The 12830-nt window shown below is 71.5% G+C and carries 12 protein-coding genes; 5 read left to right on the top strand and 7 right to left on the bottom strand.

Annotated features, from left to right (window positions below):
• Positions 1-29 precede the first annotated feature (29 nt).
• Positions 30-554, top strand: coding sequence for a TetR/AcrR family transcriptional regulator (locus DC434_RS12175; protein WP_116635571.1), 525 nt, complete (start codon positions 30-32; stop codon positions 552-554).
• An 82-nt stretch (positions 555-636) separates the two neighbouring features.
• Here DC434_RS12175 and DC434_RS12170 read toward each other — a convergent pair whose 3' ends face one another.
• Both DC434_RS12170 and DC434_RS12165 read right to left on the bottom strand, forming a co-directional pair.
• A complete protein-coding gene (locus tag DC434_RS12170; protein WP_116635570.1) occupies positions 637-2370 on the bottom strand; it encodes an ABC transporter ATP-binding protein in 1734 nt (577 codons plus the stop codon).
• Entirely contained in the window at positions 2367-3965 is a 1599-nt protein-coding gene (locus DC434_RS12165; RefSeq protein WP_116635569.1) for an ABC transporter ATP-binding protein, read from the bottom strand. Before DC434_RS12165 ends, DC434_RS12170 begins: the two co-directional genes overlap by 4 nt.
• 175 nt (positions 3966-4140) lie before the next feature.
• On the opposite strand from DC434_RS12165, the gene DC434_RS12160 reads away from it, so the two are divergent.
• On the top strand, positions 4141-5196 hold the full coding sequence (locus tag DC434_RS12160; RefSeq protein WP_116635568.1) for an alpha/beta hydrolase: 1056 nt from the start codon (positions 4141-4143) through the stop codon (positions 5194-5196).
• A gap of 52 nt (positions 5197-5248) precedes the next feature.
• Here DC434_RS12160 and DC434_RS12155 read toward each other — a convergent pair whose 3' ends face one another.
• Complete coding sequence (locus DC434_RS12155; protein ID WP_116635567.1) at positions 5249-6622, bottom strand: aminotransferase class V-fold PLP-dependent enzyme; 1374 nt, start codon at positions 6620-6622, stop codon at positions 5249-5251.
• Entirely contained in the window at positions 6619-7254 is a 636-nt protein-coding gene (locus DC434_RS12150; RefSeq protein ID WP_116635566.1) for a TetR/AcrR family transcriptional regulator, read from the bottom strand. The genes DC434_RS12155 and DC434_RS12150 overlap by 4 nt, the downstream gene beginning before the upstream one ends.
• An 80-nt stretch (positions 7255-7334) precedes the next feature.
• On the opposite strand from DC434_RS12150, the gene DC434_RS12145 reads away from it, so the two are divergent.
• From DC434_RS12145 to DC434_RS12135, 3 genes are read left to right on the top strand one after another with little or no spacing between them, the layout of a single operon-like run.
• Entirely contained in the window at positions 7335-8378 is a 1044-nt protein-coding gene (locus DC434_RS12145) for an agmatine deiminase family protein (RefSeq protein ID WP_116635938.1), read from the top strand.
• Positions 8379-8421: 43 nt separating this feature from the next.
• Positions 8422-10131, top strand: coding sequence for an amidase (locus DC434_RS12140; RefSeq protein ID WP_116635565.1), 1710 nt, complete (start codon positions 8422-8424; stop codon positions 10129-10131).
• Between the two features lie 34 nt (positions 10132-10165).
• On the top strand, positions 10166-10372 hold the full coding sequence (locus tag DC434_RS12135) for a hypothetical protein (RefSeq protein ID WP_116635564.1): 207 nt from the start codon (positions 10166-10168) through the stop codon (positions 10370-10372).
• A 35-nt stretch (positions 10373-10407) separates the two neighbouring features.
• Here the strand turns inward: DC434_RS12135 and DC434_RS12130 are convergent, their stop codons facing one another.
• From DC434_RS12130 to DC434_RS12120, 3 genes are read right to left on the bottom strand one after another with little or no spacing between them, the layout of a single operon-like run.
• Positions 10408-11328, bottom strand: coding sequence for a BadF/BadG/BcrA/BcrD ATPase family protein (locus DC434_RS12130; RefSeq protein ID WP_116635563.1), 921 nt, complete (start codon positions 11326-11328; stop codon positions 10408-10410).
• A gap of 37 nt (positions 11329-11365) precedes the next feature.
• A complete protein-coding gene (locus DC434_RS12125) occupies positions 11366-12073 on the bottom strand; it encodes an N-acetylmannosamine-6-phosphate 2-epimerase (protein ID WP_207769966.1) in 708 nt (235 codons plus the stop codon).
• A 29-nt stretch (positions 12074-12102) separates the two neighbouring features.
• Positions 12103-12807, bottom strand: a complete 705-nt coding sequence (locus DC434_RS12120) for a GntR family transcriptional regulator (RefSeq protein WP_116635561.1) — start codon at positions 12805-12807, stop codon at positions 12103-12105.
• Between the last annotated feature and the right edge of the window lie 23 nt (positions 12808-12830).

Raw genomic sequence — 12830 nt, 5'->3', positions numbered from 1 at the left:
CTATTGTCAATAGCTATCAAGGAGTTCCCATGCCGACACCCGATCGGACCTCGCTCGAGCAGATCATCGCCGCGGGCCGCGAGATCCTCGACGCCTCCGGACCCGCCGGCGTGACGATGCAGGCCGTCGCCACGCGCGTCGGCGTGCGCGCTCCTTCGCTCTACAAGCGTGTGCGCGATCGCGACGCCCTGCTCTCGGCCATCGCCGAATCGATCATCGACGAACTCACCGCCCGCCTCGAAGCCGCGGATGCCGATCTCACCGACATCGCGGGCGCCTATCGGTCGTTCGCCCGGCAGCAGCCCGAGGCGTTCCGGCTCATGTTCAGCGCGGCCGCGCCGCATGCCGCTCTGCAGCGCTCGGCCGCCCCGCTCATCCGCGCGGCATCCGCCCTGGTCGGTGACGATGACGCGCTCGACGCCGCCCGCCTGTTCACAGCCTGGGCGACGGGCTTCCTGCAGATGGAGCTCTCCGGCGCCTTCCGACTCGGCGGCGACGTCGACCGCGCCTTCGACTACGGGCTGCGCCGACTGATCGCCGGGCTCACGGCCTGACGAGCGGCATCCGTTCGCGTTCCCGGGTCGGGCTTGCCCTCAGCCTCACGCCGAGAGGTGGGGCCGAATCAGCGATGGGGCCTCACCACGCGGTCCAGGCCGCCCACAGGTCCGCGTACGGGCCCGGCGCGGCGACCAGCTCGTCGTGCGTGCCGGACTGCACCACGCGGCCGTCCTGCATCACCAGGATGCGGTCGGCGGTGACGGCCTGACTCAGCCGGTGCGCGATCACGATGCCGGTGCGTTCGCCGATCGCAGCGAGTGCGGCCTCGTCGAGCAGCTCGGCATCGGCGGATCCCGCTTCGGCGGTGGCCTCGTCGAGGATGACGACGGATGCCGCGGCGAGCGCGACCCGCACGAGGGCGAGGTGCTGCGTCCGCCCCGGAGTGAGCGGCACTCCCGCCTCTCCGACGACCGTGTCGAGGCCCTCCGGCAGCGCGAGGATCCACCCCGCTCCGAGCTCGTCGATGACCCCGCGCACCCGCTGTTCGTCGGCGTCGCTGAAGAGCGCGAGGTCGTCGCGGATCGAGCCGGCGAAGACATGGGGCTCCTGCGTCAGCATCACCACAGCGTCGCGCAGATCGTGCGGATGCCAGGCCTCGATGTCGACCTCGTCGTGCCGCACCGCGCCCTCCCCGTGTGGCAGAGCGCCGGCCAGCACCCGCGCCAGAGTCGTCTTGCCCGCGCCGCTCGCACCGACGACGGCGATCTTCTCCCCCGGCTCCGCCGACATCGACACCGCGTCGAGGTCGCGCTGTCCCGGCCGATGCGCGAAACCGAGCTCGCGCACATCGATCGCGCCTCTGCGCGGTGCCGCGACCCCGTCTCGCGGGGCGGGCGAGGGCAGACCGATCACGCCGAACAGCCGGGCGAGGCTCGCGCCGGCATCCTGCAGCTCGTCGATCCGGAACAGGAGCGTCCCCATCGGCCCGAAGAGGCCGAGGAAGTACAGGGCGGCGGCGGTCGCAGCCCCCAGCTCGACCTGACCGTCGGCCACGAGGAAGTAGCCGACCACGAGCACCGCGGACAGACCGACCAGCTCGGCGCCGTTCAGGAAGACGTTGAAGTCGTTGCGCACCTTGGTCGCCCGGACCTCGAGCCCGATCGCGTCTTCGCTCGCCTCGGCGATGCGCTCCAGATGCCGTTCCTCCGTGCGCAGCGCCAGCACGGTGTCGACCCCGCGCACCGCCTCGATCGTGCGCTGTCCGCGCTCCGCGACCACGGCCCGGTGCCGACGGTAGACCGGGGCGGATCGACGCAGGAACCAGCGCAGCGAGAAGTACTGCACGGGAGCGGCCAGCAGGGCGGCGAGGGCGAACCGCCCGTCGAGCAGCCCCATGCCGGCGAGGCTCAGCACGATGCCGAACAGCGCGGCCAGGAAGGCCGGGAGCGCCTCCTCGACGACCTGCCCGACCGCACGCACGTCACCGGAGAGGCGGGCGACCAGGTCGCCTGTCCCGGCGGCCTCGATGCGAGCCGTGGGCTGTGCCAGCGCCGTGCGGAACGCGGCCTCCCGCACCTCGCGGATCGTGCCCTGGCCGAGGCGCGCCAGCAGCACGCGTCCCGCCCAGGTGAGCGCGGCACCCGCGGTGAGCGAGCCGACGAGCGCGAGCCCGTAGGGCAGCAGCGATCCGCCGCCCCGGGTGATGTCGTCGACCATGAGGCCGATGATCCAGGGGGCCACGAGCGCCGCACCGACGCCGGCGCACAGGGTGACCAGCGCCAGGATCGTCAGGCCCCGGCGCCGACCCAGCGCGGCGAGCAGACCGCGGGCGGTATCGCGACCCGAGGCGATGGGCAGCTTCTCGTCGATCATGACGCCGCCCTCCTCAGGTCGTGCACGCGATGACAGGCCGACAGCAGGGATGCCCGGTCCGTGAGCAGGACGATCGTGCGACCTTCGCCGGCGAGCCCGGCCGCGACCTGCGCCTCGGTGATGGGGTCTATCGCGGTGGTCGGCTCGTGCAGCACGAGAAGGCGCTGCGGCTGGTGCAGCGCACGGGCGAGCAGCAGGCGCTGGCGCTGCCCTCCCGACAGCCGCAGCCCGCGTTCCCCGATGCGCTCGTCGAGACCGTCGGGCAGTCGGTGCACGACCTCGTCGAAGGCGGATGCCGACAGGTGGGCGTCCTCAATCGTCTCGGCGATGTTCTCGGCGGCCGAGCCGGTGAACACGGCCGCGTCGTGCGGCGGCGCGAACACCAGCGCCCGCAGGCCCTCGGGTCCGAGGTGGATCGCGTCGATGTCGTCGACGACGAGCTCGCCCGCGTCGGCCTCCCTTCGCCCGCCGAACAGGTGGGCGAGATCGGAGATGCGCTCCGGGTCCGCACGGATGCCGGTGATCTCGCCGGCGGCGATGTCGAGGCGTCGCCCGTCGACGACCACCCGCGCGACGACGTCACTGCCTCCGGAAGGGGCGCCCGGCAGTGCGGCATCCGGCAGCACGGCATCCGAAGCGGCCGACGCCTCCCCCGCCTCCTGGGCGAACTCGGCGATGCGCGTCGCCGAACCGTGCTTCGACGCGATCTCCGCGGGGAGGTATCCGAGTGCCGACAGGGGTCCGCGGATCGTCTGCGCCAAACCCATCGCGGTGACGAAGCCGCCGACCGTGATCGCCCCGTCCAGAGCCAGCCACCCGCCGAGGACCGCGATGCCCGTGAAGGCGAGACCGCTGACGACGAGATTGAGCGCGGTCAGCGCCGCAGCCGCCTTCTCGGCGCGATAGGCCGCCCCCGCGGCGACCGCGCTCTCGGCGACGTAGCGCTCCGTCGCCCGCGTGGCGCCGCCCAGGGCGCCCAGCACACGGAGCCCGGTGGCGAAGTCCGTGCTCACCGCGTCGAGCCGGGCGGCCTGCCGCTGCGCCTCGTAGCCGCGCCGCCGCAGACCTCCGCTGACGGCGTTGACCACGAGCGCCTGCACGAGCGTGCCGATGACCACGGCGAGCGCGAGCGGCCAGGCGATGACCAGCAGGGTGATGCACGCGACGATCACGGCCGTCGCGGCCGCCGCCTGCTCGGCCACGACCCAGAAGAAGCCCGCCGTCTCACCGGCATCCGAGGAGGAGATCGTGAGGACCTCACCTGCCGGTCGGCGAGTGCGTCGGCGCAGGGCGAGACCGAGGATGCCCTGCCGGAGGGAGTGCTCGCCGCGCGCGTAGACGACGGTGCCGACACGGTCGCCGAGCTGCCAGGCGCAGATCAGCACCGCGAAGACCACGACCAGGAAGGCTAGCGACCAGGCCAGCGCGGCCGGGTCGTGCGGGGCGATGGCGCGATCGATCACGACGCCGACCGCCACCGGAACCATCACCTCGGCGAGCTGGTGGCCGCAGAAGCCCACGATCGAGAGCGCGGCTCGCGCGCGGCGACCCCTGCCCCAGACGGCTTCCCGGAACACTCCGCCGACGGTGGTCACGAGAGTGTCGCCGAGGCGGGGCGGAAGAACATGGGGCTCCTGAGGTCGGTAAGGGTTACCTTACTAACGTAGCCGACGCGCGAACCCGCGCCGACGTCGCGCGACGCTCATGCGAGGCGGACTGCGTGCGAGGCGAACCGGAATACTGGCACACTGATGCGCAGGGAGGGGTTCCATGAGCATTGGCGCGCACGCCGAAGAGTCCGATCACCCGAAGAAGGCCCGCCGGCCGTGGCACCGCACGAAGGTCGCCCTCGGGGTGATCATCGCCGTGGTCGCGGTGGTCGCGATCATCGGGTCGATCAGCCCCTGGCCCTCGGCGATGATCATCCGCGCGGTGTTCACGAAGGGCGGCGACGCGACCGCCGCCGAGATGGACAAGCACGTGCCCGACACGAAGCTCACCGAGACGCTCGACGTCTCGTACGGCGACGCGGGCGCCGACACCACGATGGACGTCTTCCGTCCGGCATCCGCCGACGGCCCCCTTCCGACCGTGGTCTGGATCCACGGCGGCGCCTGGATCTCAGGAGCCAAGGAGAACGTCGACCCGTACATGCGGATCCTCGCCGCCGAGGGCTACACGACCATCGCGGTGAACTACACGATCGGCCCGGAGGGCGTGTACCCGCTCGCCGTGAACCAGCTCAACGAGGCCCTCGCCTACATCGACGAGCACGCGGAGGAGCTCGGCGTCGACCCGAAGCAGATCGTGCTGGCCGGAGACTCCGCCGGCGGGCAGCTCGCCAGCCAGATGGCGACGCTCATCACGAGCCCGGACTACGCCGAGATCATGGGCATCGAGCCGACCATCGCGGCCGATCAGGTCGTCGCGACCGTGCTGAACTGCGGCGTGTACGACCTCGCCGCCCTCGCCCGACTGGACGGTATCGCCGGCTGGGGCTTCAAGTCGGCGATGTGGGCGTACTCCGGCACGCGCACCTGGGCCGAGGACTCGACCGGGGCGACCATGTCGACCGTCGACTGGGTGACCGCGGACTTCCCGACGACGTACATCTCCGGCGGCAACGGCGACGGTCTCACCTGGCTGCAGTCGATCCCCATGGCGCAGCGTCTCGAGGAGCTCGGCGTGGACGTGACGACGCAGTTCTGGCCCGCCCCGCACGAGCCCGCGCTGCCGCACGAGTACCAGTTCCACCTGGACATGCCCGACGCGCAGACGGCCCTGCAGAAGACGATCGCCTTCCTGAACGCGCACACCACGCGCTGACGGCATCCGGGTCCCGGCCGCGCTTCCGCTTCGGGGGCCGCCGCCCCGCGGCCTACTTCATCGTGTCGAGGATGCCGACCAGGTCGTCGAACGTCGTGAGCGGGTTGAGGATCGCGAAGCGCGTGTTCGGGCGGCCCGCATGCGAGCTCGGCACGACGAACGCGCGCTGCGAGTCGAGCAGCTCGGCCGACCAGCGGTCGTAGTCGGCGCGCTCCCAGCCCTCGCGCTCGAAGACCACGACCGACAGCTGCGGGTCCCGCACGAGCCGCAGCTCGGGGCGACGCGCGATCTCTCCGGCGATGCGCTTCGTGAGGGCGATCGTGCTGCTCACGGCATCCCGGTAGGCGGTGACGCCGTAGGTCGCGAGCGAGAACCACATCGGCAGCCCGCGCGGGCGTCGGGTGAGCTGGATCGAGTAGTCCGAGGGGCTGAACTCGTCGACGTCGGTGAGGATGTCGAGGTACTCGGCGTGCTGCGTGTGCGCGCGGCGGCCGTTGTCGGGATCGCGGTAGATCAGGGCGCAGCAGTCGAAGGGAGCGAACAGCCACTTGTGCGGGTCGACGATCACGGAGTCGGCGCGCTCGACGCCCGCGAAGATCGGCCGCGCCTCGGGCGCGAGCATCGCGGTGAGCCCGTAGGCGCCGTCGATGTGCAGCCAGAAGTCGAACTCGTCCTTCAGCGCCGCGATGCCTGCGATGTCGTCGACGATCCCGAAGTTGGTGGAGCCGCCCGTCGCGACGACCGCGCAGATCTCGTCGCCGTGCTCGGCCAGCGCCTCGCGCACGGCATCCGCCCGCAGCACGCCGTCGTCGCCGGCCGGGACCAGGAGCACGTCGGCATCCATGACCCTGGCGGCCGACTTGTTCGAGGAGTGCGCCTCGACGCTGCACACGATCTTCCACCGCGTCGGCAGCTCCTTGCCGGCGGCGATCAGCCGTGCCTTCGCCGCCTCGCGCGCGGCGACGAGCGCCGACAGGTTGCCGATCGTGCCGCCCTGCACGAACACGCCGCCGGCCGTGTCGGGCAGTCCGAACTCCTTCGCGAGGAACGACAGCACCTCGTTCTCGGCGTGCACCGCGCCCGCACCTTCGAGCCAGCTGCCTCCGTAGAGACCGGATGCCGAGACGACCAGGTCGAACGCGATGGCGGCCATCGTCGGAGCGGTCGGGATGAAGGACAGGTAGAGCGGATGACTGGTGGTCAGGCACGCCGGGGCGAGCACGTGCTCGAACAGGCTCAGCGCCCGAGAGGCCCCGAGCCCGGCATCCGTGATGGTCGCGCCGATCAGGCGGTTGAGCTCGGCCTCGGTCTGCGGCTTGTCGAGCGGCACGTCGGTGGCCAGCATCCGCCGCCGGGAGTAGTCGAGCACGGCGTCGACGATCGCGGTCGATTCGGGCGATGCGGCGTGCATGCGGTCGGCGCTCATGGGCGGTCCTCACTGATCGGGATGGCGGAATGTCGGTCGAGGACGGCCGCGACCGTGCGGCGGGCGAGGTCGGCGCGGTCGCGGGGCGCCCACTTCACGAGGGAGTGCGCGCTCATGCCGTCGACCATGGCCAGCAGCATCCACGCGGCGAAGGCCGGATCCGCGGAGTCGTCGGGGTCGGCCGAGTCGGCGTCGGCGATCACGGCCGCGAGCCGGCTCTGCCAGAGGTCCATCTCGGCGCGGACGCGCTCCCCCAGCGGCTCGTTGCGCACCCCGAGCGACCACGCCTGCACCCAGACGAGGGCGACGTCCTCACGGGAGTCGTCGAGCAGGGTCTCGACCAGCCGTTGCAGGCTCGCACGCAGACCGCCGGTCGGCGTGAAGTCGTCGAGCACCTCGTCTCGCTCGGCCGCGACGATCGTGCCGAAGACCTCGGCGACGAAGGCGTCCATGACGGGGCGGTAGTGCGCCACGAGGGCCGGGGTCACCCCGACGCGCGCGGCGACGGCGCGCACGGTGAGCGTGTCGATCCCGCTCTCGCGTGCCAGGGCGACGGCGCCGTCGACGATCGAACGCTCGCGTTCTTCCGGCGGCAACCGCCGCGGTGCGGGTGCTCTTGACGTGGTGTTCATCGAGGGATACCGTAGCACCCGTTGATCACGTGTTCAACAGCGTTGATGCTGTGAACGGGACCACCAGCGAGGAGATCACGATGAGCTGGCGCATGCCTGCCGAGACCGCACGCCACGACCGCACCTGGATGGCGTTCCCCGCCGAGGGCCAGACCCTGGGCGAGACTGCCGCCGAGCGCGAGGAGGGCTACGCGACCTGGACGGCCGTCGCCCACGCCGTCGCCGAGTTCGAGCCTGTCTCGATGCTCGTCGACCCGAGCGAGATCTCCCGGGCGCGCCGGATGCTGGGCGGGGGGATCGACATCATCGAGGCGCCGGTCGACGAGTTCTGGATGCGCGACTCCGGACCCACCTTCGTGATCGACGACGAGCGCCCCGGTGTGCTCGGCGCGGTCGACTGGATCTTCAACGGCTGGGGTGCACCCGACTGGGCCGAGTGGCGCCTGGCCGCCGAGCACGGACGCATCGTCGCGGGCTCCGTCGGAGCGGAGATCGTCAGCTCGGTGCTCGTGAACGAGGGCGGCGGCATCCACGTCGACGGTGAAGGCACGGTGCTGCTCACCGAGACCGTGCAGCTCGATCCGCGGCGCAATCCCTTCGCCGACAAGGCGCGCGTCGAGGCGGAGATGCTCCGCACGATCGGTGCGACGAAGGCCGTGTGGCTCCCCCGCGGCCTCACCCGCGACTACGACGACTTCGGCACGAACGGCCACGTCGACATCGTCGCGACCATCGTCTCCCCCGGCCGCATCCTGCTGCATGACCAGCAGGATGCCGATCACCCCGACCACGCCGTCACCCGCGACCTGCGGGCGCACCTGGAGCAGCAGACGGATGCCGCGGGCCGCCGCTTCGAGGTCATCGGCCTTCCCGCCCCCGCCACGCTGCGAGACGACCACGGCTTCGTCGACTGGAGCTACGTGAACCACCTCGTCACGAACGACGGCGTCGTGGCCTGCGGGTTCGGCGAGGAGAAGGCGGATGCCGCGGCGCGGGATGTCCTCGCCGACGCGTATCCCGGACGCCGCGTCGTGACCGTCGACGCGCGTCCCCTGTTCGACCGCGGCGGCGGCATCCACTGCATCACCCAGCAGCAGCCCGCGCTCCCGACCGCCGGTCGTTGAGCGAGCGCCGGCGAGACGAAACACCACCTCCGAAGGACCTCTCATGATCGACGTCACCGAAGCCACGATCGCCGACCTCCGCCGTGCACTCGACTCCGGCGCGACCACCGCGGTCGAGCTCGTCGACGCGTACCTCGCGCGCATCGCCGCGTACGACGGGACGGAGACCGCCACCGCCCTCAACGCGGTCGTGGTCGCGAACCCCGCGGCGCGCGACGAGGCCGCGGCATCCGACGCCCGCCGAGCCCGCGGCGAGACGCGCGGCCCGCTCGACGGCATCCCCTACACGGCGAAGGACAGCTATCTCGTCGAGGGCCTCACCGCGGCGGCCGGCAGCCCGGCGTTCGCGGATCTCGTGGCCCAGCGCGACGCCTTCACGATCGAGCGCCTGCGCGCGGGCGGCGCGATCTGCCTCGGGCTGACGAACATGCCCCCGATGGCCAACGGCGGGATGCAGCGCGGCGTCTACGGCCGGGCCGAGAGCCCGTACAACGGCGACTTCCTCACCGCGCCGTTCGCCTCCGGCTCGTCGAACGGATCGGGCACAGCGACCGCTGCGAGCTTCGCCGCCTTCGGCCTCGGGGAGGAGACCTGGTCGAGCGGCCGGGGACCCGCGACCAACAACGCGCTCTGCGCCTACACGCCCTCGCGCGGCGTGATCTCGACCCGCGGCAACTGGCCGCTCGTCCCCACGATGGACGTCGTCGTCCCGCACGCGCGCACCATGGCCGACCTCCTCGAAGTGCTCGACGTGATCGTCGCCGACGATGCCGAGACCCGGGGCGACTTCTGGCGCGCGCAGCCGTGGGTCGAGCTGCCGGCGGCATCCGCCGTGCGCCCGCCCTCGTACCCGGCGCTGGCCGAAGGCGCCTCGCTCGACGGCATCCGCATCGGGATCCCGACGATGTACATCAACGCCGATCCGGATGCCGGCACCGCCGACATCCCGGGAATCGGCGGACCGACCGGGCAGCGCATCAAGACGCGGGACTCGGTCATCGCGCAGTGGGAGTCCGCCCGACGAGACCTCGAGGCCGCCGGGGCGACCGTCGTCGAGGTCGACTTCCCGGTCGTGTCGAACTACGAGGGCGACCGACCGGGTGCGCCGACACTCGCGACCCGCGGACTGGTGTCGCCGGAGTACCTGCATCGGGAGATCGTCGATCTGTCGGCCTGGAGCTGGGAGGACTTCCTGCAGGCGAACGGCGACCCCGCGCTGCACACCCTCGCCGACGTCGACGGCGCGACGATCTCGCCACATCCGGAGGGTGCACTCCCCGACCGGTACACCGGTTTCGACGACGACATCGCCGAGTACCCGGACTGGGTGCGCCACAACCCCGGCGCGAGGTTCGAGGACATGCCCGAGCTCGCCGAGGGACTGCGCGGTCTCGAGGAGACCCGTCGCCTTGACCTCGAGGCATGGATGGACGGCCTCGGCCTCGACGCCGTGGTCTTCCCCGCCGTCGCCGATGTCGGCCCGGCAGACATGGACGTCAACCCGGCATCCGCGGATCTCGGCTGGCGCAACGGCACCTGGATCGCCAACGGCAACCTCGCGGTGCGCCACCTCGGCATCCCGACCGTGACGGTGCCGATGGGACTGATGGCCGACATCGGCATGCCGATCGGACTGACCTTCGTCGGGCGCGCCTACGACGACACGCGGCTGCTGCGGCTGGCTGCCGCGTTCGAGGCGGTCGGCGCACCTGGCACGCGGCGCACCCCGCCTCCGCGGACGCCGCGGCTCTAGGCAGCCTTTGCGGGAGGGGCTCTACTCTGGGGTCGTGGACAACGGGGTGATCTTCTACTTGCTGCTCTTCGGCCCGCTGCTGCCCGTCGTCATCGCGGTCGCGGGAGGGATCCTCTTCGCTCTGGGTGCCGCCGTCCACGCGCTGATCGGAGGGGCGGTCAGTTCTTTCGTCGAATACAGCCGTCCGCGCCGCGAGCGGGCGTACGTGAAGAAGCATCAGCGCGGCATCTCGCATCTCTGACGCGCGCCGGGCGGAGCACTCTTCCGAGACGCGATTCAGCGGATGCGGACCTCGCGCACGAGCGGACCGAAGTCCGCCGGACCGAGGTCGAGCAGCTGTGCCACGCCATCCAGCGGCTCTCCGAGGGGCGCGACCCGAGTGGCGCCGGGGAACCGCTCCCCGAGGATCTGTGCCCACCCGCCCTCGAGCAGATCGCTCGCCGCGCCCAGCCGTCCGATGAGGGCCCACCGGAACCCGTCGGCGAAACCGGAGCGCTCGGCCGCGGCGACGACGACGCCCCCGATGTGCGTCCCCGCTTCCGTCCAGATACGCGCCGCCACTGCATCGCCGGCGCGCGCCGCATCCGCCACATCCTTGGCGAAGGACGCGACGACCGCGACCGGCGAGGAGTCTGCGGCGAGCGCTGCGGGGAAGTCCGCGACGGGACCGAAACGCGCCTCCAGCCGCTTCAGGAGACCGACGGACGAGTCCGGGCGACCGTCGGCGGCGCTGATCGCGGCGATCAGGCCGCGTCGTCCGATCCACCAGCCCGCCCCATCGTCGCCGATCATTCCCCCGACGCCGTCGACCCGAGCCGCTCCGGCAGGGCCGTGTCCGAGCCCGACCATTCCGGTGCCCGCGGCCACGACCACTCCCGGAGCGGCGCCCACGGCGCCGAGATACGCGGTGACGGCGTCGTCGGCGACCACGACCCGCTTCACGCCGTACCGACGATGCAGATCCTCGGCCAACGCGTCGATGGCCGGGACGCTGCCGTACAGTCCGGTGCTCCCGACGCCGATCGCGTCGATGGTCGCGAGCTGCAGGCGCTTGGCCGCCTCGGCGACGATCTCGGGGATCACCGCGAGCAGGTTCGCGCCGTACGAGAATCCCGAGACCTGCAGCTCGGGTGCCGCCGCCGACAGCACGCGGATGCGCGCCTGCGTCTGACCGATGTCCACCGCGACTGCGACCATGGCTCTGCGTCCTTTCGAGAGAGTCGGACCGGAGAGGTCAGATGCCGACCCGGTCGACGCCGCCCTGGGCGGGGGCCGGCTCGTCGGTCAGCGCGCGGACGAACCACGAGGTGATCGACGTCGGATGGGTGATGGCCGTGCCGACGACCACGGAGTACGCACCGGCGTCCAGAGCGGCGCGAGCTTCGGCAGGGGTGTGGATGCGCCCCTCCGCGAACACCGGCACGGAAAGGCGGGATGCGAGCAGATGGACGAGCTCGAGGTCCGGCCCCGCCGTGCGTGCACGTTCCCCCGTGTACCCGGACAGCGTGGTGCCGACGATGTCGGCCCCGGCGTCTTCGGCGGCCACCGCGTCGTCGACGCTTCCGGCATCCGCCATCACCAGGAGCCCGGTGCGGTCCCTGATCTGCCGGACCGTCTCCGCGAGCGTCAGGCCGTCAGGACGCTCGCGGCGGGTGCCGTCGATCGCGACGATGTCGGCACCGGCATCCGCCACCGCCAGCGCGTGATCCAGCGTCGGGGTGATGAAGACGCCGTCCGCGCCCACCTTCCACAGTCCGATCTGCGGCACCGTCACGCTCTGCGCGATGGCGCGGATGTCCTGGATCCCCTGCGCCCGGATCGCGACGGCGCCCCCGAGCACGGCCGACTGCGCGATGCGCGCCATGGCCTCGGCGTTCCGGAGCGGTTCGCCGGGATACGCCTGACACGAGACGATGAGGCCGCCGCGGAGACTGTGGAGCATGGGGAGCTTTCTCTGCGTGCGCGCGGATGTCATTTGTCGTCCCGGGTGACGGCGAGCTGGAACGTGTAGCGATCGGCGCGGTAGATGGTGCGGGCGAACTCGATCAGATGACCACGGCGAGAGGAGCTGACCCGGGTGACCGACAGCGCCGCCTCGCCCTTCGCGACTTCCAAGAGCCGGCTCTCCTGCGCCGTCAGCGTGATCGCCTTGATCTCCTGCTCGGCACGGAACACCTCGTGTCCGGCGAGGCGCAGCTGCTCGTACAGCGAGGCACCGAGGTTCAGCGACTCGAGATCGAGCACCAGCCGCGGAACGTAGACGTCCTCGATCGCGATCGGCACATCGTCGGCGAGTCGGAGTCGCCGGATGTGCGTCGTCTCCTCCGACGGGGCGAGCCCGAGCGCGGCGGCGATGCTCTCGGGCGCTTCGATGCGGGCCAGCTCGAGAACCCGGGATGACGGGACCGCTCCGCGGCTGATCATGTCCTCCGTGAACGAGGTCAGCTTCGGCGTCTTGGAGAAGATGTCGGCCGATCCGACATACGTGCCCGAACCGTGGACGTTGTAGACCCGCCCCTCCTCGACGAGGGTCGCGATGGCCTTGCGCACCGTCATCCGGCTCACGCCATGGATGGCCATGAGCTCGCGCTCCGATGCCAGGGCATCGTGCGGCGCCATGGACTCCGCGATCGACTCCCGGATGCTGGCAGCGACCTCTTCATACTTGTGCGCCATGGTCTGGTCCTTCCTGAGCTGAC

Origin of the sequence: Microbacterium sp. TPD7012, assembly GCF_003075395.1 — a bacterium.
In the GTDB taxonomy this organism is placed as follows: Bacteria; Actinomycetota; Actinomycetes; order Actinomycetales; family Microbacteriaceae; genus Microbacterium.
This window is presented reverse-complemented; position numbering and strand designations above follow the sequence as displayed.